The sequence below is a fragment of the Echinicola pacifica DSM 19836 genome, from assembly GCF_000373245.1.
Classification (GTDB): Bacteria; Bacteroidota; Bacteroidia; order Cytophagales; family Cyclobacteriaceae; genus Echinicola; species Echinicola pacifica.
This window is the reverse complement of the sequence record NZ_KB890750.1, coordinates 705,959-731,717: the sequence shown is the minus strand read 5'-3', so window position 1 is coordinate 731,717 and position 25,759 is coordinate 705,959. Positions and strand designations below refer to the sequence as shown.

The 25,759-nt window shown below is 43.8% G+C and carries 16 protein-coding genes; 12 read left to right on the top strand and 4 right to left on the bottom strand.

Features of this window, described 5'->3' with window-relative positions; genetic code table 11:
• Nucleotides 1-38: 38 nt before the first annotated feature.
• Genes sdaAB through B050_RS0113540 form a run of 3 tightly spaced genes read left to right on the top strand, consistent with a single transcriptional unit; the run spans nucleotide 39 to nucleotide 3,367 of the window.
• A complete protein-coding gene (gene sdaAB, locus B050_RS0113550) occupies nucleotides 39-716 on the top strand; it encodes an L-serine ammonia-lyase, iron-sulfur-dependent subunit beta (RefSeq protein ID WP_026235883.1) in 678 nt (225 codons plus the stop codon).
• A gap of 9 nt (nucleotides 717-725) precedes the next feature.
• Nucleotides 726-2,060: a TolC family protein gene (locus B050_RS0113545; protein ID WP_018474474.1), complete on the top strand. Its 1,335-nt coding sequence runs from the start codon at nucleotides 726-728 to the stop codon at nucleotides 2,058-2,060.
• 11 nt (nucleotides 2,061-2,071) lie between these two features.
• Nucleotides 2,072-3,367, top strand: a complete 1,296-nt coding sequence (locus B050_RS0113540) for an efflux RND transporter periplasmic adaptor subunit (protein ID WP_026235882.1) — start codon at nucleotides 2,072-2,074, stop codon at nucleotides 3,365-3,367.
• Between the two features lie 150 nt (nucleotides 3,368-3,517).
• Here the strand turns inward: B050_RS0113540 and B050_RS0113535 are convergent, their stop codons facing one another.
• Nucleotides 3,518-4,381: a PhnD/SsuA/transferrin family substrate-binding protein gene (locus B050_RS0113535; RefSeq protein ID WP_018474472.1), complete on the bottom strand. Its 864-nt coding sequence runs from the start codon at nucleotides 4,379-4,381 to the stop codon at nucleotides 3,518-3,520.
• Between the two features lie 482 nt (nucleotides 4,382-4,863).
• On the opposite strand from B050_RS0113535, the gene B050_RS0113525 reads away from it, so the two are divergent.
• On the top strand, nucleotides 4,864-6,669 hold the full coding sequence (locus tag B050_RS0113525; protein WP_044202362.1) for a sensor histidine kinase: 1,806 nt from the start codon (nucleotides 4,864-4,866) through the stop codon (nucleotides 6,667-6,669).
• A 216-nt stretch (nucleotides 6,670-6,885) separates the two neighbouring features.
• Here the strand turns inward: B050_RS0113525 and B050_RS0113520 are convergent, their stop codons facing one another.
• The 3 genes from B050_RS0113520 to B050_RS0113510 form a co-directional block, all read right to left on the bottom strand.
• On the bottom strand, nucleotides 6,886-8,256 hold the full coding sequence (locus tag B050_RS0113520) for an MFS transporter (RefSeq protein ID WP_044202525.1): 1,371 nt from the start codon (nucleotides 8,254-8,256) through the stop codon (nucleotides 6,886-6,888).
• A gap of 71 nt (nucleotides 8,257-8,327) precedes the next feature.
• The gene (locus B050_RS0113515; protein ID WP_044202522.1) at nucleotides 8,328-10,751 is read right to left on the bottom strand and encodes a glycoside hydrolase family 31 protein; all 2,424 of its coding nucleotides are present in this window, start codon (nucleotides 10,749-10,751) and stop codon (nucleotides 8,328-8,330) included.
• Between the two features lie 506 nt (nucleotides 10,752-11,257).
• Nucleotides 11,258-12,289 (bottom strand): LacI family DNA-binding transcriptional regulator, encoded by a 1,032-nt coding sequence (locus tag B050_RS0113510; RefSeq protein WP_018474467.1) that lies wholly within the window; start codon nucleotides 12,287-12,289, stop codon nucleotides 11,258-11,260.
• Nucleotides 12,290-12,653: 364 nt separating this feature from the next.
• Between B050_RS0113510 and B050_RS0113505 the strand changes: the two genes are divergently transcribed.
• From B050_RS0113505 to B050_RS0113470, 8 genes are all read left to right on the top strand, one after another.
• The gene (locus B050_RS0113505; protein ID WP_018474466.1) at nucleotides 12,654-15,620 is read left to right on the top strand and encodes a SusC/RagA family TonB-linked outer membrane protein; all 2,967 of its coding nucleotides are present in this window, start codon (nucleotides 12,654-12,656) and stop codon (nucleotides 15,618-15,620) included.
• Nucleotides 15,621-15,637: 17 nt separating this feature from the next.
• Entirely contained in the window at nucleotides 15,638-17,224 is a 1,587-nt protein-coding gene (locus B050_RS0113500) for a RagB/SusD family nutrient uptake outer membrane protein (protein ID WP_018474465.1), read from the top strand.
• A 16-nt stretch (nucleotides 17,225-17,240) separates the two neighbouring features.
• Nucleotides 17,241-18,284, top strand: a complete 1,044-nt coding sequence (locus B050_RS0113495; protein ID WP_229802402.1) for a SusE domain-containing protein — start codon at nucleotides 17,241-17,243, stop codon at nucleotides 18,282-18,284.
• A 68-nt stretch (nucleotides 18,285-18,352) separates the two neighbouring features.
• Nucleotides 18,353-21,148, top strand: a complete 2,796-nt coding sequence (locus tag B050_RS0113490; RefSeq protein ID WP_026235881.1) for an alpha-amylase family glycosyl hydrolase — start codon at nucleotides 18,353-18,355, stop codon at nucleotides 21,146-21,148.
• A 23-nt stretch (nucleotides 21,149-21,171) separates the two neighbouring features.
• A complete protein-coding gene (gene fbaA / locus B050_RS0113485) occupies nucleotides 21,172-22,233 on the top strand; it encodes a class II fructose-bisphosphate aldolase (RefSeq protein ID WP_018474462.1) in 1,062 nt (353 codons plus the stop codon).
• 181 nt (nucleotides 22,234-22,414) lie between these two features.
• Nucleotides 22,415-23,929: an alpha-amylase family glycosyl hydrolase gene (locus B050_RS0113480; RefSeq protein WP_018474461.1), complete on the top strand. Its 1,515-nt coding sequence runs from the start codon at nucleotides 22,415-22,417 to the stop codon at nucleotides 23,927-23,929.
• A gap of 276 nt (nucleotides 23,930-24,205) precedes the next feature.
• Nucleotides 24,206-24,715 carry a helix-turn-helix domain-containing protein gene (locus B050_RS0113475; protein ID WP_018474460.1) on the top strand — a complete coding sequence of 170 codons (510 nt, stop codon included), beginning with the start codon at nucleotides 24,206-24,208 and terminating at the stop codon, nucleotides 24,713-24,715.
• A 374-nt stretch (nucleotides 24,716-25,089) separates the two neighbouring features.
• Nucleotides 25,090-25,689 carry an RNA polymerase sigma factor gene (locus B050_RS0113470; RefSeq protein ID WP_018474459.1) on the top strand — a complete coding sequence of 200 codons (600 nt, stop codon included), beginning with the start codon at nucleotides 25,090-25,092 and terminating at the stop codon, nucleotides 25,687-25,689.
• The last annotated feature ends 70 nt before the right edge of the window (nucleotides 25,690-25,759 follow it).

Genomic DNA, 25,759 nt, shown 5'->3' with positions numbered 1-25,759 from the left:
CGAATTCTAGCATTATGATTGAAGAGTAAAACCCAAATATGGCAAGAAAGAGTAGTGTTTTTGATATGATTGGACCGGTTATGATAGGCCCATCTTCTTCGCATACTGCGGGGGTGGTGAGGATAGCGAGGGCTGCTATTCGGGTGTTAGGAGGAGTTCCGGATCAGGCAACCATTACCTTTTATAATTCCTTTGCACGGACCTACGAGGGGCATGGAAGTGATCGAGCGATTATCGGAGGATTATTAGATTTCAAAACAGATGATAAAAGGATAAAAGACTCTCTTAGCTTAGCAGAAGAGGCCGGTTTGGATTATACCTTCAGGTCAGTTGGAAATGCTTCTGTTTATCACCCCAATACGATAAAATTAAATTTGACTAAGGGAGAGCGTAATGTGGAGGTAATTGGCGAGAGTCTAGGTGGAGGCCTGATCAATATCAAGGCATACGATGGATTTATAGCTGATTTTTCCGCTCAGGAGCATACGCTGATTATCAAGGCTGATGATGTCTCTGGGGCCATAGCCTTTATTACAAGTATCCTAGCTCAGGAGCAGGCAAATATTGCCACCATGTCGGTCTCCCGTAAGGGGAAAAGAGATTTAGCCTGCCATGTGATTGAGATGGATTCTGGCTTAAATCCTATTACCATTGCCTATCTAAAAAGCATTAATTGGATACATGAAATTATATATATACCTGACATTGACTTATAGCTATACATTATGAATAAAGGACTTTTTACCTTATTGCTTATCTATATAGGCATTATATTTCAAGTGAATTCGCAAGATATTACTTCCATGACGTTGGAGGAATGCATTCAGATAGGGTTAGAAAATAATCTTGAACTGCAGCGAACCCTGCTCAATCAAACCAATAATGAGACCAGATTAAAGGAGATGAAAATGCAGCGGTATCCCTCATTATCGGTATCGTCTTCTTATCGAGGAAACTGGGGTCGGTCGATTAATCCCGTGACTGATGTGGTTTCTATTCATCAATTTGGTAGTGCAGGTTTCAGTGCAGGCACCAATATGAGTTTATTTGCAGGAGGACAGATATCGAATTCCATCAATCAGGCACAGACAGACTTAAAAGCAGGTGAGCTCGATACTGAAGCAACGCGGAATAATATTAGCTTGAACATAGTCAACCTTTTTGTAAATGTTGTTTTTGCCAAAGAGCAGATAGGTGTGGCTGAAGCTCAAGCTGAAACAACCAGCCAACAATTGGACCGTACTCGAAAATTGGTTGATGCAGGTTCCTTGCCCATGGCGGATCAGTTGGACCTGGAAGCGCAAAATGCGACTAGTGCACTAGACCTTGTTAATGCTATTAATAACTTAAGAATAGCAAAGCTTAACTTATCTCAAGCCATGCAATTGCCTTTTGATGATGATTTTGATGTGTCCGTTCCGGAGCTTGAGGTGGCGGATTTCATGATCAATAGTGAGGATGCAAATGAGATATTCTCTGTGGCAGAAGGTATCATGCCGGAAGTAAAGGCCGCTGCTTTGGGTGCGGAGAGTGCCGAATATGGAGTGAAAATAGCGAAGGGAGCTTTTTATCCATCGATTAGTTTAGGGGCTAATATCGGGACAAATTATGTGCATGATTATTCTTCACCAGCTCCACCTTTCTGGAATGAATTTACAGGAAACCATTCGGAAGGGGCAGGGATTAATATGAGTATTCCTATCTTTAGCAATGGAAGGAATACGGCTAACCTACAGCGAGCAAGAGTGCAACAGTATATAAGTGAAATAGCCCAACAGGAAGTGAAAAACCAGTTGAGACAGGATATCGAAACTGCCTATACCAATGCTATTGCTTCTAAGCAGTCTTATGAGTCTTCGACCATCAGGGTCACCTCATTAGAAGAGTCATTCAGAATGGCGCAGAAGAGATTTGAAATTGGGGTGATCAATGCAGTTGACTTCCAAATTGCACAAAATAACCTTTTCAGTGCCCAGGCAGACCTGCTGCAAGCAAAATACGAATACATTTTCCGAGTTAAAGTACTCGACTTTTATCTAGGCAACCCCTTAACCCTATAATGGACAATATCATGGCTACGAAAAAATCAAATAAATTAATATATATTCTCCTGGGAGTTGTAGGTGCGCTTGTCGTCCTAATCGTCATCGGTAAAGCTACAGGATTAGTTGGGGGCGCTCCCGAAACTGAGGTGGAAATAAAATCTGCTAGCAAGAAAACTATAGTAGAGAAGGTAAGTGCCTCAGGTGTCATAGAGCCTCAAATAGAAATTAAACTCAGTCCTGATGTGGCAGGGGAAATCATTGAACTTAATGTCCAAGAAGGAGATTCTGTGCAGAAAGATGACCTTTTGGTGAAAATCCGACCTGACAACTTCATCTCTGCATTGGACAGAATGAAGGCAAATTATAATCAGCAAAAAGCGAACTTGGCGCAAGCTATTGCCAACCTAAAACGCTCCGAGGCCCAGTTTGATAGATCTAAGCTAGAATTTACCAGAAATGAAAGCTTATATGACTCTAAAGTAATATCGGATGCTGAATATGAGCAGGCTAGAGCCGATTATATCTCAGCCGAAAATGACCTTAAAGCTTCCCAGCAATCTGTGCAAGCTGCTGAATATGTGGTGAAAAGCTCCCAAGCATCAGTGGATGAGGCCAATGAAAACCTCCGTCTTACCAATGTTTTTGCCCCAGCAGGCGGCATTGTTTCTAAATTATTGGTGGAACAAGGAGAAAGAGTGGTAGGAACTCAGCAAATGGCGGGTACCGAAATGTTGAGAATTGCAGATTTAAATAAAATGGAGGTCCGTGTAGATGTCAATGAAAATGATATCGTAAGGCTATCCATTGGCGACACCACTATTATCGAGGTGGATGCCTATTCCCATACCGGCAAAAAATTCACTGGTGTCGTGACCTCCATTGCCAACTCCGCCAATGAAAAAGCAAGCCAGGATGCCGTAACCGAATTTGAAGTGAAAATCCGAGTGGTCAATGAATCGTACAGGGATTTGATTACTAAAGAAAATAAGTACCCCTTCCGCCCTGGCATGACCGCTTCTGTGGAGATCATTACCGAAAAGAAAGAAAATATCCTTTCTGTTCCCCTAGCTTCTGTGACCACTCGTGAAGAAGTCCGTGTGGATACCACCAATCTGGATAGTGACTTGCAAGAACTGGTCTATGTGCTCGATGGAAATGTTGCTAAACAAAAAAAGGTAAAAACGGGAATCTCTGATTTTGAAAATATAGAAATTATTGAAGGACTCTCAGAAGGTGAAGAGATCATTGCTGGCCCTTATTTCGTCGTAAGCAAAGGTCTCAAAGAAGGGGATTTGGTAAAGAAAGCTGAAACTGAAAAATAAAAATCCTCAGATAATAGCAACTTAAAATTGATTTCTACTTCCAATTCTCTTGGGTTTCTAAACCAAGGTAAGACTGGAAATAGGGCTTAAGTTTTAGAACTAAAAAAAAGCGCTCTGCACCATTCATCTGCAGAGCGCTTTTTTTACTCCTTATTTTAGGCTTACCAAAGTGGTGGAGACTAAATCCTCGGCTGAGATTTTTTCTGAAATCAGCCCCAAGTCAAATAGGGTATCGACGGTATTGCTAAGAGACTCACGCGATACTTCAGAGGATTCTGCCCATTGGGTCTGTAGCAGCCAAGCTTCTATATCTGCTTGCTGTATTTGGTACTGCTCACTCAATAGGCTAGAAAGTTCTGGTAGGGAGGAGATTGCTTTTGACTCCTTATAGAGTTCTTTGAGGACCATTTGGAGTACCTCCGGCTGTTCATTCACCAGCTTTTGCTGCGCTATTATTGCGAAGCAAGGCCAGGGCGTAGGAATCTCTCCAACTCTTCGGAAATGACCCTGATCAACTAATGGCTTGGTGGTATATTTTTCCCATAGGAAAGCCTTAGCCTCTTGGTCTTTGAAGGAGTCCAAGGCTCCATCCATATTCCCGACCACTTCAAACTTTAATTCCTGACCTTCCCAATTGTGTTTTTGCGCAAGCACAAAAGCCATTAAATGTGATCCTGATCCATATCGGCTAATCAAAAATGGCTTGCCCCTTAAGTCCTCTACCGTCTGTACTGCAGACTGAGCAGGCACATGGATCCCCCATGTCAATGGAGACCTTACATGGTAACCTATCATCAGCCCTGGGTTACCCTCAATTTTATCTTTTATATAACTTTCGGTCAGGATAATCGCTATATCAGCCTCATCTTCTCTAAGCGCCTTATTCATGGCGCCGGAGCCTCTAGATTCATTTGTCCACTCCAGTTCGTAGCCTGGGATAGCTTGTTTTTCTACCAAGCGAATCCAGGGGTAATTGAAGTGTTCAGGAACTCCTATAATGCGGATTTTTTTCATGACCTAAAGATACAGAGTATATATAAATCATTCCAAAGTTTATAGGGCTACTTCTTAAGATTACCTGGCCTTTCTCTATAACAATACCATCATAATCACAGCTCCCAGGCGAAAATATGCCTATCAGCCGCATCATGGATGGTCATTGTTAAGTTAATCCTGATTACCAGGCTTCCTTTATCACCCTTAATCCAGCCCCAGCTAAATAGTTCAGCGGGAGCATACACTTATAAAAATCTTATTGGTAATTATTACTCCTTAAAAATTAATAGGGAAAATTAGATAATTGAATAAGCTGATTTTAAAGGGCTTACTATTTAGTTGATTTACAAATAGTTACTTCTTGATTTCGTAAATACACAGTTTATATTGCTCAATAATAAGGTTTTATAAATGAGTTTGCTGACTTTAAACCATAAATAAAATGACCAGTTTAAGAATAGAATTACTATTTTAGTAATTTGGAAGTATAATATAATGGCATGGAGTTCACTCTCAGTAGTTTTTCTTTATCACTGTTAATATTTGCTGTAGTTCTCCTGTTACTAGCGGCCATGCTTTTTAGTAGGTTTAGTAAGGAAGTACGGTGGTTTGGTGGAATGATGATATCAGTGGCCGTATGGTCAGCGTGTCAGGGTATCATTGTGGGAATGAGTGACTTAGAGGCCGTGATGTTTGTCCTCAATATAGAATATTTGGGGATAGTGACGGTTCCGGTCTTCTGGCTATTATTTACCCTGAGATTTGTTGGTAAAGATCAGTGGCTGACCAGGAAATGGATTGTGGTACAGTTTATTTTTCCGGTAATCAGCCTGGCCATGGTCTGGACTAATTCGCTCCACCATCTGCATTATCAGGATGCACATATCTATGAGTTTAATGGGGTTTATGGCTTACTAACCGCCAAGGGGCCTTGGTATATTATTCATACCACATACTTTTATCTGTCCATGGGACTAGGGGTCTTCCTGCTGTTTCGGCGATTTCGGACTACCGAAGGAATGTATAAGAAACAAACCTTTATTATTTTGCTGGGAACCCTCGTACCATGGATTGCAAATATTTTGGTAGTATTCCAGGTGGGCCCTTTCAATAGCCTGGATCCCACGCCACATGCTTTTATGATCGCCTGTGTTATTATTATTTTCGGTTTTTATGAATTACGACTTTTTGACTTGAGGCCCATAGCTCGGAATAAGGTGGTCGATTCCATGAAGAATGGGATGTTGGTGCTCGACCGATTCAATAGGGTGGTCGATATTAATCCCTATATGCTAAACATAGTGGGGAAATCCTCCGGTCAGGTGACAGGTTTTAATTTCTCCAAATTAGGCCTGGACTCCACCAGTTGGGTGGAAATGGTAAGTACCGACAAAGAGATGAATTGTGAGTTGGAGGTGGTTGTAGGAGGTAAAAACATGGTTTTTGAGGCAACTTGTAAGCTCTTCGATGAGGGAAAACATCCTTATGAAGGTAGGTTAATTCTTATGAAGGATATTACCCAGTACAGGAAGGATCAAAATAGACTTGAGAAACAAGCTTCGGAATTGAAGAATCTAAATTTAACTAAGGACAGGTTACTTTCCATTCTTTCTCATGACCTCAAAAATCCCCTTGGCTCACTTACTCAGTTTTTGGATATGGTCCAGTCTGGGTGGGTCTCTGATCAGGAATTCAGAAATATGTTGCCGGAATTCTCTCAGAATATCAAGCATGTATCCGGCTTCATCGAAAACCTCCTGGAATGGGCAAAATCACAAATTTCCGGAGAGCATATGAGCTGCGTGGAATTTAATATAGGAGGAGAAATTGAGAAAGTAATTTCCTTGTTTGGGACTTCTATCGAAAAGAAAAAGGTGAGCGTCAGCTTCCATTCACCAGGAAAAACCCTGGTATATGCCGACCAGAATATGATCCAATTGGTCATTCGCAATTTACTAAGCAATGCTATAAAATTCTGTGAGCAGGATGGGGAAATAGAATTCTACCTTAGTGATCATCAAGACAACGTGGAAGTAATTGTAAAAGATTCAGGAGTAGGGATTCCCCAAGAAAATCTTAAAAAAATCTTTTCGAGTGAATCCTTCACCACTTTTGGGACGAATAAGGAAAAGGGAACTGGCCTGGGCTTGATGCTAAGCCGAGATTTTGTCCTCAAAAATAGAGGTGAAATTTGGGTGGATAGTACCGTGGGCAAAGGAAGTTCATTCCATTTCACCCTTCCCAAATCAGCCCCGATTAATCCTCAGCCAGATCCCAATACTCAAAAAGAAGTTTCGAAAAATTAAAGTACCTTCCAACTTGACCTATCTATTGATTTCGATGTGAATCCTTTCGAAACTAGTCTAGTGTTTCTTTGATGAGGGGGAAGTGAGAAGTCCTGAGTGAGGAAAGGCTAGGATATGGAACTTGTAAGAAAAGCAAAATTGACCTATCAAAAATCCATGAAAATTAGTTTCCGGACTTCCAATAGGCCAATAAATATTTTTAAATAGCTATAATTTTCACTTTTCGAGAGTATCAATAGAAACGACTACATCATCCTTATCCTCTACCCAAAAGGTAAATCCAGCTGCAATAATAAATAATACACCAGCGGTGGCAATGGCATACATCGCCTGACCCCCATAGAGATTTTTTACGATAGCGCCACCAATAAAGCCATTGAGAATCTGAGGTGCCGTAATGAAGAAATTGAAGATACCCATATATACGCCCATTTTGTGGGGAGGAATGGATCCTGCCAGAATAGCGTAAGGCATGGCTAAGATACTTGCCCAGGCTATGCCCACCCCAATCATGGATAAGTTAAGCATCCATTTCATCTCGGGGCTGTTCACCCACAGCATGGAGATAAGGCCAAGCCCTCCTGCGATCAGACAAATGGCATGAGTAGATTTTCTACCTATTTTGGCCGCAATAACTGGTAGGGCCATCGCAAATACTGCCGATACAAGATTATAGACCCCGAAGATCACACCTACATAGTTTCCTGCCTCATTGAATTCAATACTGGCACTATCCGTAGCTGGGAGTCCCCATACATGCTGGGCCAGAGCAGGGGTGGTAAATACCCACATGGAGAATAAGGCAAACCAGGAAAAAAACTGCACCGCTCCAAGTTGCTTCATGGCTTTCGGCATTTGGACGAAGTCCTTAAATATATTGGAAAGCCCTTCTTTTTGGAGGGAAGAGGAGGAGGCATTTGCTTCGATTTCTTCTGGTGGATATTCGCTTGTCCTCAGTACGGTCCACAGAATGGACACAACCAGAATGGTGGCACCAATCATAAAGGCCCAAATGACATTTTGAGGCACTGTGCCCTGCTCCGCGATGGTGGATAATCCCACCCATTCTGTCAATACATAAGGCAACCAAGAACCTATCACTGCTCCCAGACCTATCAGCAGAGTCTGAACCGCAAAGCCTAAGGTGCGTTGGTCAGTGGGGAGATTATCTGCCACCAATGCTCTAAAAGGCTCCATCGCCACATTAAATGAAGCATCCATAATCATTAGAAAACCAGCTCCTACCCATAAAGCAGGCAGGAAAGCTACGAAGAGGGAGGCGTTGGGCATTAGCATCAAGCCAATGGCTGCAAGGATGGCACCAGCTAGGAAATAGGGCCTTCTTCGCCCTAGTTTGGTCCAGGTGCGATCACTATAATGACCGATGATTGGCTGAATTATCATGCCGGTAATGGGAGCTACTAGCCAAAACAAGGATAAATGCTCCACATCAGCACCGAAAGTTTGGAGAATTCGGCTTGCATTGGCATTTTGAAGGGCAAATCCCATTTGGATTCCTAGAAATCCGAAACTCATATTCCAGATTTGCCAAAAGCTCAGTTTCTTCTTTTCTATTTTGGGTTGCATTATTTTTTTTTGGGTTAAAAAAAGCCCTCTCATCCATGAGGACGAGAGGAAGCTGTTAGGGAATTATTAATCTAGTTAAATTTCACGGTAAAGGCTTCCTTACTATTTGGAATCCGCAAAGTGGATTTATTTCCGCAGGTATAATAAGGCAAGCTATTATCAGGCAAAGGATCAAAATCTGAGATTTTATCCAGGAATGCTATTTCTTTCTGACTTATATTAATAGCGCTATCTTCCACCGAAGCCTCCGAGATGTCAAATCCATGGAAAATCAATTCGATTTCCTCAAATTTACTTGAGAAGCTTCCTTCCACTTTTTCAAAATGCACAAAGGATTGCTTGCTGTCCAAATGGATTTTCCTTTGGAAATAATCCCCATTCTGATAGCCAAGGCTATTTCCATCATCTTCATAATAATGGAAAGTACCAGTGGTTTCGCCTGCAAAGAGATGTAAAGAAAGAGTGCTTTCTGGAGTCTCCCCCGTATGAGCTATGGCAGATTGCATAGGGATGATGCTTCCACCTTTGACCATTACTGGAAGGTAGTTTATGGGGCAATCCAAATACACCTCCTGATTTCCAGCATAGGCCTCACCAGTAAATAGATGATACCAATTGCCCTCAGGAAGGTAGGCCTTGGTGATATTCTTGGTGCTTTCCACGGGAATGACCAATAATGATTCCCCAAACAGGTATTGATTTTCGAATCTTCCATCAAAGACCTTATGGTCGAAAGGGAAATCCACCACCAAACTTTTTACAATTGGCAGGCCGGTAAGCGAACTTTGCCTAAATGCCGCATAGATAAATGGCAATAGACGGTATCTTAATTTCATATAGGTTTTGGCGATTTCTTCCACCTCTTCCCCAAATGCCCATGGTTCGGCATCATTGCTATTGATCATCGAATGTGCTCTGAATAGAGGCGAGAAGGTGGCTATACTCATCCATCGCGCAAAGAGCGATTTGCTAGCTTCCCCACAAAACCCTCCAACATCATAGCCCGCAAAAGGTACTCCGCTGATGCCAAGACTATTGACCAGGCGAATCCCAGCCAGCATATGCTCCTCACTGGAGACATTGTCGCCGGTCCAGGCGGCTGCGTGCCGCTGAATGCCTGCAAATCCCGCTCGGGTCAGGACAAATGGCCGCTGCTGCCCTTGATGCTTTGCGCCCTCCTGTGCCGCTCGGGCCATCTGCATGCCATAGATATTTCTGGCTTTTCGATGACTTACCTGCTCGCCTTCATAGTCAAAATTTATAAGATTGGGGGTGTGCTGACCCCATGAGGCCGGCTCATTCATGTCGGTCCAAAATCCATCTACGCCCAGATCGGTATAATAGGCCATCTTCTCAGCCCACCATATGCGGGTTTTCTCTGCGGTGAAATCAGGAAAAGCACACCATCCAGGCCATACCTGGCCCTCATAGATTTCTCCGTCGGGATATTTTACGAAGAGATTTTGCGCTTCCCCTTCCTGGTAGGGCTCGTATGTTTTCTCCACCTTAATGCCTGGATCCATTATGACTACCACCCTGAAGCCCTTGGCTTTTAGGTGCTGGATTAGCGATTTTGGATCGGGAAAATTCTTTTTGTCAAAGGTGAATACCTTATAATTTTCCATATGATGGATATCCAGATAGATGACGTCAGCTGGCATATCCTTGTCACGGAAGGTTTGTGCTAATGTCTTTACCTCAGACTCTGGATAGTAGGAATACCTGCATTGCTGATAGCCCAATGACCATAGTGGAGGCATCTCCATCGTTCCCGTGAGATGGGAATAAGCAGAGATGATTTTGCTAATCGTGTCATCATGGATGAAATAATAATCCATATCTCCATCATCCGCCGAAAAATAAGAAAAACGCCTATTGGACGCCCCAAAGTTAAAGACGGACTTATATGTATTGTCCATGAAAATCCCGTAAGCCTTCTGATGATGAATGCCCATATAAAATGGAATGGACATATATAAGGGATCATCAGAGGTGCCGTAGGCAAAATAATCGGTGTTCCAATTGGTGAATGCCTGGCCAGCACGGTTGAGGCCGCCGGTCTTCTCCCCAAGGCCTATGAATTTTTCGCCGTCTTGAAGTTTTTTATAATTGGTGACCTCTGTGCCCAGCCATGAGATGCCAAAGGAAGGATCATCCTCATTAAGGACATTCCCATCATGGTCCATAAACTTAATGGCCCATTGATTTAAATTTAAAACCAGAATTATTTTCCCGGTTTTAATTACCAGTTGCTGATTTATTTCCTCTAAGGAGTGAATGCAGGCTTGCTCTTCGGCGATTACACTGTAGGGGTTTGGGCTGAACTCATCCATACGGCTCATGCGCACTCGAATGGTGCTATCGGCATAGGTGGATATTTCGAAATTCCCTAATTCAGTTTTCCCCTTAATTCCGAAGGAAGTTTTGCTCCAGGAGAGGACCTTTCCGGCAGTTCTATTTTGCGTATGATTTACTGGGTTGGATACAGTAGTCATTTGGGTTGAGTTTATAGTGTGTTCAAAATGCATAAATTTAGCTGCCCTCCCTGCCAGTGCCGATAGGCAGGCTGAGGTAGGATCAAAGAGAGGGGCAAGCACCTGTAATGTGTTTGGCTGGTGACGGACAGCTTGCATAATGACAGGTAATATGCAGCTAATTTATAAAGGAAATCCTAAGTAAAAAATTATGAAGAAGGGGATAATCCCTCTATATGACCACTATAAGCCCTAAATCATCATCTGAGCGCTTGTTCAATCGTGTGCATAGAAATATCAATAAATTTCAAAATTCTACTATTTTTTCATTATTCTTCTGGCTCAGCCATTGAGCAGCTACCGGACACGTGGCAAACACCCGAGCAGAAATGCTTGCGATATAGCCAACGGAAAAGCTGGTTTCCACCAGATAGTGCAAATAAGTAATAGCAGTATTAGGTAGAAAGTGGATTGGTGCTAGTCGAAAAAGTCTAATTATACCATCGCCTAAAAATGGTATAGGGTTCTTATGAGTTTTTGAGCGATGACTTTCGGACAATTAACCCTGTGTCAAGGACCTCAGTTTTGGCTTGGAAAGCTTCTGAGCTTTGGCTATCTATCATCTGCAGGAGCAGTTGAGCAGCCTTTTCGCCCATCTCAAAGCCAGGTTGTGATACCGAGGATAGGGGAGGCTCGATCATGGAAGAGAATTGCCAGTTGCTAAAACCCACAGCCCCAAATTCCTTAGGTAGTTTCAAGCCTAGTTTTTTGGCGGCCATCATGGCGCCCGCAGCCGCCACATCGTTGGAGGCAAATACGGCATCGGGTCTTTCCTCAGCGGCGAGGATAGGCTCCGTAAGCCGCTGGCTTTCCTCGGAGGTGCCTAGAGGGCAGGGGATGATCCATTTTTCTCTGATGGGTAGGCCTGCTTCCTCCAATGCCTTAATATATCCTTTTTTACGTTCTTTGCTGATGGTGAGGTTTTCAGGGCCCGCGAGATGCATGATATTTCGATAGCCTTGCTCTATAAGGTGCGTGGTAGCTTGATAAGCGCCACTAAAGTCATTTACCACCACATTCACAGTATCTGCCAGAGCCGGTAAGCGGTCAAAGAAAACGATAGGATAATTATAGTCCATCAGATCCTTGAAATGGCTGAAGTCGGTGGTGTCCTTGGAGAAGCTCACCAGGAGCCCATCGATCTGATTACGCATCATGGTATCTATAGCTGCCTTTTCGCGTTCCTCACTTTCGTTGGTCTGCAAGAGGATGACATTATAGTTATGAGCATAAGCGACCTCCTCTATTCCACTGATGACGGTGCTGAAGAAGAAGTGAACCACCTCAGGAATAATCACCCCAATGGTGAGTGACTTGCTTTTTCGCAGACTTAAAGCCACCGCATTGGGTCGGTAATTAAGCTTTTTTGCTAGTTCCTTGACCTTAGCTTTGGTTTCATCACTGATCCCTGGATAATCTTTTAGTGCCCGAGATACAGTAGAAGATGATATGTTCAACTCTCTGGCAATATCCTTAATGGTGGCTTGTCCGAACTTCATGCTTATTATACTTTTCTAAGAAACTAATATACTATTTAACATTTATAATCAAATAATACCTGAGAGAGCCTTTGGAGGCGATTAGTTCGCATTTGTTCAAAATTGAATTTTTTAGTGAAAATATATTTTATGCTATGAACACGTTTGCGGTGACGTTTGCATACTATTTTCCAAATTATTTTAGGACTAATAATTTGCTCATACGGCCTGCATTGCCTAATATTTGAGAACAATTCAGGAAAACACCTCTAAGTGATTCATTCACCTATCTGGAGCGATTACTGGAATGTTACCTGTAAATGGTAATATTTTAATATTTAATTTACTAGGTAAAAATTAACAATTAATCCAAAAACAAACCATTATGCGAAAGATTTATACCGTATTTAAGGTAACGGTGATGTGTCTGGCGCTCCTTGCCGGACATCGTATTTACGCACAAGCTCCCTCAGTGAGCGGAACGGTAACAGACACCGACTCAGGTGATCCTTTACCCTTTGTGAATGTCCTGATTAAAGGGACTACAAAAGGCACCACTACAGATTTTGACGGAAAGTACACTATTAATGCAAATTCCTCCGAGGATATCCTGGTGTTTTCATTTATTGGTTATAACCCCAAATCAGTGGTGGTGGGTAATCAATCCATTATTAATGTGTCCTTAGAAAGCGATACCAAGCAATTGGATGAGGTAGTTGTGGTAGGTTATGGTACGCAGAGAAAAGCTGATTTGACGGGATCAGTAGGCTCTGTTGACCGAGATGACTTCAACGTAGGTCAGGTAACCAACCCTGAGCAACTGATCGCCGGTAAGGTGGCAGGTGTTCAGGTAACTCCCAATGGAGGTGCACCCGGATCCGGAGGTAGGATCAGGATCCGTGGTGGCGCATCTCTGAATGCTTCCAATGACCCCTTGATAGTGATTGATGGCGTACCCTTGGATAATTCCAAAACATCTGGCACGGCCAACCCATTGAATTTTCTGAATCCAAATGACATCGAGACCTTTGACATCTTGAAGGATGCTTCTGCCACCGCCATATATGGCTCCAGAGCTTCCAACGGGGTGGTGCTGATCACCACCCGAAAAGGTAAAGAAGGTCAAGCCATGAAGGTGAATGTAAGTTCTCTTATGTCTGTATCTTCGGTGACCAAGAAAGTGGATATGCTCAATGCCGACCAGTTTAAGGAAATCGTGGACGCCCAGGCAATACCTGCTCAGGCGGCACTTATCGGAACGGATGCTACCGACTGGCAGAGTGAAATCTATCAGACTGCGCTAAGCTATGATAATAACGTGTCGATTTCGGGTGCTCATAAGGCCCTTCCTTACCGCTTATCTGTTGGCTACCTGAACCAAGACGGGGTGCTCAAAACTGATAACCTGCAGAGAACCTCTGGAAGTCTTAGCCTAAACCCTAATTTATTCCAGGATAAACTCCATGTCAACTTTAATGTAAAGGGAGTCATCACCAAAAGTAGATTTGCAAATCAGGACGCCATCGGTGCTGCAGCGGCATTTGACCCGACTCAGCCTGTATATGATACCGAAGGTATCGGTGGATACTGGGAGTGGCTGAATACTGATGGGACTCCACAGACCCTAGCACCTAGAAATCCTATGGGACTGATCATGGCCAAGGATGATAGAGGAGAAGTAAAACGAAGCATCGGTAACCTGCAGTTGGATTATGAACTTCCTTTTTTGGAGGGCCTGAAGGCCAATCTAAATCTAGGCTACGATGTGAGCTCTAGTAATGGCAGAACGATAATTGACGCCAACTCTGCTTCCGGATATTATGAAGGCGGAAGTGTCGCTCCTTATGAGCAAAGCAAAAGAAATCTACTGGCCGACTTCTACCTTAACTATGTCAAGGAATATAAGGATAGCAGGTTGAGCCTACTGGTGGGCTATTCAGCGCAGGATTTCTTAACCCGAAATCCCACCTTTGCAAGGTTAAATATAGAAGGTGATACCCTGGCCGCAGCAGGCGTGGTAAGTCGCCCTCAGTATCGATTGATCTCCTACTTCGGTAGAGCCAATTATACCCTGAAAGATAAATACCTATTTACCGCCACCATTCGTGCGGATGGTTCCTCCCGATTTGCTCCGGACAACCGCTGGGGGGTATTCCCTTCCTTGGCTGCAGCATGGAGAATCAGCGAAGAAGACTTCCTCAAGGCTAATGACTTCCTTACCGATCTGAAATTACGATTGGGTTACGGGGTGACTGGGCAGCAGGATATTGGCTCATATTTCCCCTATCTGCCTAGGTATATTACCAGTGACAATGCTACCCGATACAGCCTCGGCGTTACATATTATAACACACTCAGACCTGAGGGTTATGATGAGAATATCAAATGGGAAGAAACGACTACCTATAACGTGGGGATCGATTATGAATTTCTCGATGGCAAGCTTTACGGTACTTTTGATTACTATTATAAGAAGACCGATGACCTCTTAGCCGTGATCCCTGTTCCGGCTGGAACCAACCTGACTAATCAGCTTTTTACCAACGTGGGAAGCATAGAAAATCAAGGGTTAGAGATAGGTTTGACATTTAATGTGATCAAAACGACTGATTTCAACTGGGATATTGGTGGAAACTATACAAATAGCAGAAACACCATCACCAGCCTCAGCAATGTAGAAGAAGACGGCGTAGGTATACTCGTGGGTGGCATCAGCGGAGGTACAGGAAATACCATCCAAGTGCATACTGTAGGCTACCAGCCAAATTCCTTCTACGTGTATGAGCAAGTATATGGAGAGAATGGAGTTCCTATCGAAGGGGTGTATGTGGATCAGAATGAAGATGGTATCATCAATGAGCAGGATCGAGTGAGAAATGGCTTCCCGGATGCTCGCCATTATTTCGGATTCAACAGTAGCATGCGGTATAAAAACTGGAACTTTGGATTTGTCCTTAGAGGCAATGCAGGCAATAAAGCATATAATAATGTGTCCTCCTCCAAAGCCGCCTATCAGGGCTTGAAATTTCCTGGTTACCTGAATAATCTTCCTTCTGATATCCTGACCACCAACTTCCAGAATTACCAGTTGAGATCTGACTATTATATTCAGGATGCCTCATTTGTGAGAATGGAAAATATTTCCGTAGGATATGATTTTGGGAATCTATTTGATTCCAAGATTCGTCTCAGTGCAAGTGCGACGGTACAGAATGTATTTGTGATCACCAATTATGAAGGGGTAAGCCCTGAAATAGCACCAGGAACTGATGATGCCACTGGTGGCGGGATCGATAATAACTTCTATCCATTGCCACGAATATTCTCCTTTGGTCTCAATTTTGGATTTTAATCTAACCCTCAATAGCAATGAAAACGAATTGGATATATAAAATAACCATGATGCTGGGGCTAGTGAGCGCGGTATCATGTACCAATCTGGACTTAGAACCTTATAATGAGGTGACCTCGATCCAGGTATATGAAGATTTTGACAATTATAAATCAGTATTGGCGAAGCTCTATGCGGGTCTTGCGGTAAGTGGCCAGCAAGGTCCAGCAGGAAAGCCGGATATCTCAGGCCTTGATGAAGGTGCTTCCACCTATATTCGGGCCCTGTGGAAGCTGCAGGAATTGCCTACCGATGAGGCCATCATCACTTGGAATGACGAGGGACTTCCCCGACTCAATACCTCCGAATGGACCTCAGACAATAGCTTTATTGCCGCGATGTATTACCGTATATTCTACCAGATATCCTTGGCAAACGAATATATCCGCGAAACCAGCGATAGCAATATGGCCTCCCGGGGAATCTCCGAAGCAGATCAGCAGACCGGAAGAATATTCCGGGCAGAAGCTAGGTTCCTTCGGGCCTTGAGTTATTACCACGCCTTGGATATGTATGGCAATGTGCCATTTGTGACTGAGGAGGATGGTGTAGGTGCTTATTTCCCTGAGCAAACTGATCGTTCTTCATTATTTGCCTACATCGAAAGTGAGCTGATTGATATTATCCCTACGCTTATAGATGCCAGACAAAATGAATATGCTCGTGCTGATAAGGCTGCAGCATGGATGCTGCTGGCGAAACTCTACCTGAATGCCGAAGTGTATATAGGTGAAGACCGCTACACAGATGCCCTGACCTATATCAATCAAATCCTTGCAAGTGGATTTATGCTTGAGGGCAACTATAATCATTTGTTTTTGGCAGATAATCACCTTTCTGAGGAATTGATTTTCTCTGTGGCTTTTGATGGGGTAAATACGACCACTTACGGTGGCACTACCTTCTTGGTGAATGCTGCGGTGGGCGGCACCATGAATAGAGAGGAATTTGGTATCCCCGGTGGATGGCAGGGATTACGTACTCGTCCAGAGATCGTGGCCCTATACCCCGGTACCGATGGTACTCCAGATGCCAGAGGATCTTTCCATACGGAGGATCAGACTTTGGATATTGAGAATATCAGCATCTTCCAGGAGGGATATGCCGTGAAGAAATATAAAAATGTCACCCGAGATGGCCAGAGAGGCTCTAGCCCAGGGACGGATATCGTGGATACTGATTTCCCGATGTTCCGTCTGGCAGATGTGTACCTGATGTATGCAGAGGCGGTGCTAAGAGGCGCTACAGGCGGGAGCCAGGCCCAGGCACTCGGATATATCAATGAATTGCGCCAAAGAGCCTATGGGAATGCCACTGGCAATATCGCCGCTGCTGATCTCAACCTAGACTTTATCCTAGATGAGAGAGCCCGTGAACTGAAGTGGGAGGCGCAGCGAAGAACAGACCTGATCAGATTTGGCAAATTCACTGGTGAAGAATACCTGTGGCAGTGGAAAGGCGGAGTTTATGAAGGTAGAAAAGTGGAGTCTTTCAGAAGACTTTATCCTCTGCCAACTGCTGACTTGACTGCTAATCCTAACCTGAAGCAGAATGATGGTTATTAATCCCAAAATGACATTGATGATGAAACTCACTATAAAAAATATCTTCCTCCTGTGCTGCCTGGCTTTTGCTGGTGCATGTACAGATGACCTGGACCCTGTGATCAAGTCAGATCCCACTGCGCCCGTGCTAAATTCCCCTGCCTCAGGTACGAGTATAGTACTTACCGCCGAGGCGGAAATGCAAGAGCTGGTATTTGCCTATGACAAGGCCGATTATGGATTTTCCGCTGCCGCTCTTTATACTGTGGAAATGGATCTGCCGGGAAATAGCTTTGCAGAGCCTGTGGAACTAGCGACTTCCTCTACGGATGAGGTGTTGATTACCTATGGACAGCTAAACCAAAAACTACTTGCCAAAGGCTTAGCTACCGATCAGGCCCAGGACGTGGAGGTAAGGATCAAGTCCGTGATCAACGCTAATGTAGCCACCGAGTATTCGGAGGTAATCACCATGAGTCTGACCCCTTATGAGGTGGCGCTGGAATACCCACGACTCTACCTGCCTGGTGAATATCAAGGATGGAAACCAGAGAATGAAAATACCATAATCTATTCCATAAAATCAGATAATATCTATGCAGGTTATGTTCATATCCTTGGTGGATCCGGAGAATTCAAAATTAACGAAGGGCCTAATTGGGACGTGAACTATGGGGATGATGGGGCCGATGGAACCATGGAATCCGGTGGCGCCAATATCAAAGCCACTGGCGTGGGAACCTTCCTGCTGACCGTAAACCTCAATGCAAAAACCTATACCATGGGTGCTCCGCTATACTGGGGAATCATCGGAGATGCTACTCCAGGTTCTTGGGATGCATCCACTCCTATGGAGTTTAATGCAGATGAAAACGTTCTTACCCTGACTACAGACCTTAAGGTAGGAGCCTTGAAGTTCCGTGCAAATGACGCTTGGGACAATAACTTCGGCGACTCTGACCTCGATGGGGTTCTGGAAGCTGGTGGTGATAATATTCCTGTCGAAGAAGCTGGAAACTATACCATTATCATGGACTTCAGAGTGCCAGGTCAGACGACGTACTCTTTGGAGAAAAATTAATTGGCTAGGTTAAAACTTCAATCCCCCGGAGCTATTTGGGCACGGGGGATTTCTTTAACAGATGCATCATGAGGGCTCTATTCGGTTTCTGTCTATTGTTTTGGGCTTGCTTAGCCTCCTTCTCCTTGATGGGGCAGGTGACGACTATCCCGGCATTTCCAGAGGCCAGCCAGGAGCTCCGAATCAGATATGATGCCTCAGCCGGTAATACGGGTTTGGTGGATGCCGACCAGGTGTATATCCATCTTGGTGCGGTCACCGAAGGAGCCAGTTCCACCGCTTGGGATATAGTACCCTTCCAGTGGGGAACCATGGATCCCGAGGCGCAGATGACCAAGGTGGAAGGTGAAGCTCAGGTATGGGAATTTGTCCTGACACCTAGTGATTTCTTTGCTCTGCCTGCCGGCAAGACAGTGTATCGTCTTGGTATGGTATTTCGCAATGGCGATGGGACCAAGGAAGGGAAGTCCAGCTCCAATGGAGACTTCTTTGTAAATCTGGCCCAAGGCTTTGAGCTGAGGCTGAATACAGTGGGCAATAGGCCCGCGATGATAGAGGTGGGAGAGACCATAGAGCTGGAAGTACTAAGCTCCAAAACTGCCTCCATAAGCCTGAAGGCCAATGCTGTGGAACTCGCTTCAGTTCCTTCAGGTACTGTGCTGAGCTATAGCTATCTCGCTCAATCGCCTGGATTAGTGTCATTTGAGGCTACCGCCCAGGCGGGGGAGCAGTCCGCGAACACTCAGCTGGAGCTGCAGGTATATGATAAATCCGCTGTACTTGCTTTGCCCGAAGGGCGAAAAAAAGGCATTAATTACCTTAATAGTAGCACAGTAAGCTTGGTCCTGGAAGCCCCAGGTAAGCGGAATGTGTTCGTATTAGGGGACTTCAATGACTGGCAAGTCAATAAAGACTATCGGATGAATAAGACCCCTGACGGGGAAATGTTTTGGATCGACATCGAACAGCTGGTGCCTGGACAGGAGTACAGGTTCCAATACCTGGTAGATGGCGAAATTAAGATAGCAGATCCTTATACAGATAAGGTGGCGGATCCTTATGATGATGCCGCTATCATAGAGGAAGGAAGGTACCCCGGCTTAATGCCTTATCCTGAAGGTCAGGAATTTCAGCTGTCTTACCTCCAGACGGACCAGCTTCCTTATGTCTGGCAAAACACGGATTACGCAAAACCTGAGAAGGAAGAGCTGCTGATATACGAGCTTTTGGTGAGGGATTTTGAGGAGGAGAGGAGCTATACTGCGGTGACGGATAAGCTTGATTACTTGCAGGAATTGGGTGTCAATGCCATTCAGTTGATGCCGATAAATGAGTTTGAGGGGAATTTATCCTGGGGGTATAACCCTTCTTTTTATTTCGCTCCGGACAAATATTACGGCAGCAAGGATGAGCTGAAAGCGCTGATAGATGCTGCGCATGGTAGGGGGATGGTGGTCCTATTGGATATGGTGCTGAATCATGCCTTTGGGCAGAGTCCACTGGTGAGGCTGTACAATGAGGGGGATTATGGTGCCCCTGATTCAGAAAACCCCTGGCTAAACACCAGCGCTACGCACCCCTATAATGTGGGATATGACTTCAATCATGAAAGCCACTATACCCAGGCATTGGTGGATTCGGTGACCAATTATTGGGTGACGGAGTACCATGTGGATGGATATCGATTTGATCTCAGCAAGGGTTTTACCCAGGTATATTCTGGGGAAGATGTAAATAAATGGAGCCAAAAGGACGAGAGTAGGATTGCTATCTGGAAGCGTATTTATGATGAAATTCAGAAAGACCATCCTGGCACCTATGTGATCCTTGAGCACCTATCAGAAAATAGTGAGGAGAAGATTCTTTCCGATTATGGGATGATGTTCTGGGGCAATATGAACCATACTTTCCGTCAGCTTATCAAAGGGGGCCAAGAGGACTTTTCCTATGCTTACTACCTCAATAGAGGCTGGTCGGACAATCACCTGATCAGTTATATGGAGAGTCATGATGAGGAGCGGCTGATGTGGGAAGTGCTAAACTATGGGGATCGCTCCATTGTGGACCTGAGGGCGCTGCCCAATGCCGTGAACCGTGCGCAGTTATTGGCCGCCTTTTACCTATCCATTCCCGGTCCAAAGATGATCTGGCAGTTTGGAGAAATGGCTTATGATGAAGAGCTGAATAACGATAGGCTTGGCATGAAACCCGCACATTGGGACTATCTGGAAGACCCGGACCGAGCGCGATTATTCTTACTTTATCGGACCATGCTCCATTTAAGGAATAGCACGGAGCTATTTGGCAAAGAGGCTACTTTAGAGATGAATGTGTCTGGAAAAGTGAAATGGTATAAGCTGAAGTCAGGCGATCAGCAGATGGTATTGGTGGGCAATTATGGACTTACCAAAGCCACTGACTATGAATTGGACATGCCTGATTCAGACCAATGGTATGATCATATCAGTGGGGAGGAAGTTCGGCTTGGGGAGGATAACTCCTTAGCGATGGATCTTGGTGTCAATGAGTATAGACTCCTGTTAAATTGGGACTTGGACCGTCCGGAAGGGATGATCCATGAGGAGGATTTGATTACGGCCTTACCGGAAATAGGTGGTGAGCTGGTAGAATTAAAGATATATCCAGTGCCATCTGAAGGGGATATTAATGTGGTTTTGCCCAGAAATATTACAGAATTCAGCTATAGGGTGGTGGATATGAGTGGAAAAGTATGGATTGAGGGGAGAAATTACCAAAATGATAACAATTTAGGCTTTCAATTAAAGGATATTAGAGCAGGTCTTTATATCTTTGAACTTACTGACAATAGTCAGGTATTGCGAAAGCAATTTATCATAAAGTAATCAAACCATTAAACCATTCAATTATGAAATTCAAACCAGGAATAAAGTACGGTGAAGAATTGAAAGACCTGTTGGAGTATGCTAAGGAAAGCGAATTTGCACTTCCTGCAGTCAATGTAATCAACACTAGTACAGCCAACGCGGTATTAGAGACTGCCAAGAAGGTAAACTCTCCAGTGATCGTTCAGTTCTCCAATGGAGGTGCGCAGTTCTATGCCGGCAAAGGTTTGGCAAACGACAAGCAGCAAGCCTCTATTGCAGGTGCGGTATCCGGTGCGATGCACGTACACCAAATGGCCGAAGCTTATGGAGTTCCTGTGGTATTGCATACAGATCACGCAGCCAAAAAACTGATCCCTTGGGTAGATGGTATGCTTGCTGCTGGCAAAGAATACTATGATGCCTATAAGAAGCCTCTTTTTAGTTCTCACATGCTTGATCTTTCAGAAGAAAGCATCGAGGAGAACATCGAAACTTCCGTGAAATACTTAGCCGAATTCAAGAAGCTGGAAATGGCTTTGGAAATCGAACTAGGTGTGACTGGTGGTGAAGAAGATGGCGTTGACAATACTGAAATTGATAGCTCCAAGCTTTATACTCAGCCTGAAGAAGTAGCTTACGCTTACGAAAAGCTAAGTGCAGTGAGTGATCTATTTACCATTGCAGCTGCTTTTGGGAATGTTCACGGTGTATATAAGCCAGGTAATGTAAGCTTGCAGCCTAAAATCCTTAAAAACTCTCAGGATCATATCTGTGAGAAATTCGGATTGAGCGGTAAGCCTGTAAGTTTCGTATTCCACGGCGGTTCAGGATCTACTGTAGAGGAAATCAGAGAAGCTACCGGATACGGATCGATCAAAATGAACATTGATACCGATATGCAATGGGCATTCTGGGAAGGAATATTGAAATATTATCAAGGATCTGAAGGTTACCTTCAGACCCAGCTAGGTAACCCTGAGGGACCTGACGTGCCAAATAAGAAGAAATATGATCCGCGTGTATGGTTAAGAAAAGGCGAAGAAAACTTCGTGAAAAGACTTGAAGTCGCCTTCGATATGCTAAACGCGGTGAATAGAAACTAAGATTAACTGATATAATCGGTACTTAGGCCGTCTCAGGAGTTTACTAAATTATTATTGTGCCCACCTTCATCCGTGAGCCCAACAGTAGTTGTGAACTTCTGAGGCGGTTTTTTTGTGCCCAAACCCTAATAAAAATATGTCTAAAATTAGAAATTCATTCATTGTAGCAGCTTGCCTGTTGATGATCGCAAGCTGCAGTAAATCTGGAGAAAAGGAGATGGAACTGAAAAATTACTGGCCTCAAAATGGGGTGACCTATGAGATATTTATTCAGTCATTCTATGACACCAATGGCGATGGGATCGGCGATATCAAGGGGGTGACAGAGAAACTGGACTATGTCCAGGAGCTGGGCGCCAATGCTATCTGGTTTATGCCACTCATGCCTTCACCTTCTTATCATAAGTACGATGTGACCGACTATAAAGCGATCCATCCGGACTATGGCTCCATGGATGAATTCAAAGTGATGATAGAGGAAGCCCATAAGCGGGATATCAAAATCGTCATTGATATGATCATCAACCATACCAGCGATGAGCATCCCTGGTTTGTGGAATCCAGAAAAGGTAGAGATAATCCCTACCGTGATTATTATGTATGGGCCGAATCAGATACCATTCAGGATTTCCTGAATAAGAAGGTCATTACTCTGGACAGTGATAATATTCGCCAGTGGCATGACCCAGGATTTGGAGAGGATTTTTATTATGGCTTCTTTACCGGAGATATGCCGGACTTGAATTTCGATAATCCGGAGGTGCGTCGCGAAATATATGAAATTGGTAGATACTGGCTGGAAGAAGTGGGTGTGGATGGCTTCAGGCTAGATGCGGCGAAGCATATCTATCCTGACGATAGAGCTGAGGATAGCCATGAGTTTTGGAACGAGTTCCGCGCAGAGATGGAGAAGATCAATCCTGATGTGTACCTGGTCGGCGAAGTGTATGATATGAAAGAAGTGGTGGCTCCGTACCTTACCGGACTGCCTGCCTTATTCAATTTTGATTTTCATTATACCCTTTTGGATGCATATAAAAAGCAAGATGGTATGATGCTGGCAAAGAAACAGTCAGAGGTATTGAACTATTATAATGGAATAACGGATGACTTTATCGATGCTACTATTTCCTCCAATCATGATCAGCCCCGCTTATTGAATGAGCTAGGGAAGAGCAAGCAGAAGTTGAAGCAGGCCATTGCCATTCTGATGACCATGCCGGGAGCGCCATATATTTATTATGGAGAAGAAATCGGTATGCTTGGACAGAAGCCTGACCCCAATATTAGAGAGCCATTCCTTTGGGATGCCAGGGACAAAGACAGTGGCAGAACTAGCTGGATAGAGCCCAAGTTCTCCACGGATGAGACGGTAACCCCGCTAGCTGCGCAGAAGGCAGACCCTAAGAGTTATTTCAACCACTATAAGGAAGTGATTCACCTTCGTGGCACGCATCCTGCCTTGGCTATAGGTTCGCTGGAACTTCTAAAAGAGGAGTTTCCAAAGCCGATCATGGCTTATAAGCGTATCGCCGCAGAAGAGGATTTGCTAGTGTTTCACAATATTGGAAGTAAGCCTCAGGAGTTTATGATCCCGGAAGGATATAGCCAAAAAGTCTATGCGCTGAAAGGTGCTGAAATAAAAGAAGACAAAGCAATCCTTCCTGCATTTAGCAGTTTGGTGCTTAGCAAATAAGAGTTTTAGCAGAATCATCCCCATTTTTATAAGCCTCAATTTGCCTCTATATAATATTAGGAGCAGGTTGAGGCTTTTTTATTGATAAGGAAATAGGAAGCCCTGGATCCTGTCGTTTTTTAGATCTAAAAAAATAGGCTGTAGTCCTAAAACCAACCAATGTCAGTGTTAAAGGAAGGGTCTAGTAGGAGCCGGTGGAGTCGATTGCTTTTTCGAATTTAACGAGTAAATTTGTTACTCAATGAATTTTTAGACTGCATACGAAAGGACATACTCATGTTGGATATTCTTATTACTTCAAAGACCCGGGTGAAACTCTTAGTAAAATTTTTTGTTCAAGAGACCAATAAGGGTTATCTCCGTGGGCTTGCCGAGGAGTTTAAGGAATCCACTAATTCGGTTCGTGTGGAGCTCAATCGGCTTTCGGATGCAGGGATTTTGGTATCTCAGCAAGAAGGAAAGATGAAATCCTACTCCGCCAACCGGCAGCATCCTCTTTTTGATGAGCTGAAGAGTCTGGTGGCAAAGTATCTGGGACTAGATAAACTGGTGGAAGTGGTGATCAAGAAGCTAGGAACGGTGAAGAAAGCCGTGGTGGTGGGAGATTATGCTAAGGGGATAGATTCAGGGGTCATAGAGCTGGTGCTGGTCGGTAAGGATATTAATGAGGAATACCTAAGTTTCTTGATTTTGAAGGCCGAGGAAAAAATGGATCGTCAGGTGAAAGTGACGGTCGTGGAAGAAGCACCTTTTGATTTGGAAGGTGTCATTCTATTAGAGATATAAGAATCAAATGTAACCGTATTTTTTAGCTGGAATAGTGAAACTATGTATGCCCAAGATCAGCGTTGATTTTTTTTATTCGGGACAGGCTTTGTAAAGCACCCATTCTAAGGTCTATTCTGGATTACGTCGAATATAATTTTATACCTTCGTTTTTGATAATTATGTAATTTTCTAAAAGGTAGGGTATTTTTTTATGGTGTTTTATGGTAAAATGTTAAGTATTGTAAAATATAGGTTTGTTTATAAACCTCATTTTATTAATTTAATGGTAGATATCTGAATATTGGTTTAAAAATATACCAATCTAATATTTTTACCTCCTTTGGGTATCTAGTTCTAATACCAGTTTTCACCTAACAACATTCTGTTCGCCTATGAGCCAAATTGAACAAAGAATTTTAGAACAAATAAGAAAAGGAAATGAGATGGCCTTTGTGGAAGTATATAATAAATACTGGAAGCAGCTATATAATAGCGGATATAGGCGATTGAGAAAGCAGGAGATTGTGGAGGGTTTGGTACAGGAGGTGTTTGTGGAGATGTGGCAGAAGCGGACCAGCCTTGAAGTTCATACCTCGCTGGGAGCCTATCTGTTTACCGCCATGAAATACAAGGTGATCAATCATATCAAATCTCAGGTGGTGAAGGAAAAGTATGTGGACTTTGTGAAATCCCGGAATAATACTTTCGGTAGTGAGGTAGAGGAGAAGCTTTATTACCGAGAACTGGATGAAGCCTACCAGAAAGAGGTGGCCTGCCTGCCAGGGCAAGCTAAAATAGTGTATGAGCTTAAGAATAGCGAAGGCATGACCTATGCAGAGATCGCCAAAGTCATGGAGATATCCATCAGCACCGTGGAAAAGCATATGATCAAGGCGCTCAAGATACTCCGTGAAAATCTAAGAAGGTACAGTTTCTCCATCTTTGGCCTAAGCATCCTACAGCTATGTGAGGAATTGTCAAATGTGTATTAAGTCACGCCTTTGAATGCCTAGTTGATAATCAATATCAAATATTTTTATTAAAATCTATATTTTTACTAGA

Coding starts and splice junctions, on each gene's coding strand:
- sdaAB (WP_026235883.1), top strand. CDS start 39: ATGGCAAGAAAGAGTAGTGTTTTTGATATGATTGGACCGGTTATGATA.
- B050_RS0113545 (WP_018474474.1), top strand. CDS start 726: ATGAATAAAGGACTTTTTACCTTATTGCTTATCTATATAGGCATTATA.
- B050_RS0113540 (WP_026235882.1), top strand. CDS start 2,072: ATGGCTACGAAAAAATCAAATAAATTAATATATATTCTCCTGGGAGTT.
- B050_RS0113535 (WP_018474472.1), bottom strand. CDS start 4,381: ATGAAAAAAATCCGCATTATAGGAGTTCCTGAACACTTCAATTACCCC.
- B050_RS0113525 (WP_044202362.1), top strand. CDS start 4,864: ATGGAGTTCACTCTCAGTAGTTTTTCTTTATCACTGTTAATATTTGCT.
- B050_RS0113520 (WP_044202525.1), bottom strand. CDS start 8,256: ATGCAACCCAAAATAGAAAAGAAGAAACTGAGCTTTTGGCAAATCTGG.
- B050_RS0113515 (WP_044202522.1), bottom strand. CDS start 10,751: ATGACTACTGTATCCAACCCAGTAAATCATACGCAAAATAGAACTGCC.
- B050_RS0113510 (WP_018474467.1), bottom strand. CDS start 12,289: ATGAAGTTCGGACAAGCCACCATTAAGGATATTGCCAGAGAGTTGAAC.
- B050_RS0113505 (WP_018474466.1), top strand. CDS start 12,654: ATGCGAAAGATTTATACCGTATTTAAGGTAACGGTGATGTGTCTGGCG.
- B050_RS0113500 (WP_018474465.1), top strand. CDS start 15,638: ATGAAAACGAATTGGATATATAAAATAACCATGATGCTGGGGCTAGTG.
- B050_RS0113495 (WP_229802402.1), top strand. CDS start 17,241: ATGATGAAACTCACTATAAAAAATATCTTCCTCCTGTGCTGCCTGGCT.
- B050_RS0113490 (WP_026235881.1), top strand. CDS start 18,353: ATGAGGGCTCTATTCGGTTTCTGTCTATTGTTTTGGGCTTGCTTAGCC.
- fbaA (WP_018474462.1), top strand. CDS start 21,172: ATGAAATTCAAACCAGGAATAAAGTACGGTGAAGAATTGAAAGACCTG.
- B050_RS0113480 (WP_018474461.1), top strand. CDS start 22,415: ATGATCGCAAGCTGCAGTAAATCTGGAGAAAAGGAGATGGAACTGAAA.
- B050_RS0113475 (WP_018474460.1), top strand. CDS start 24,206: ATGTTGGATATTCTTATTACTTCAAAGACCCGGGTGAAACTCTTAGTA.
- B050_RS0113470 (WP_018474459.1), top strand. CDS start 25,090: ATGAGCCAAATTGAACAAAGAATTTTAGAACAAATAAGAAAAGGAAAT.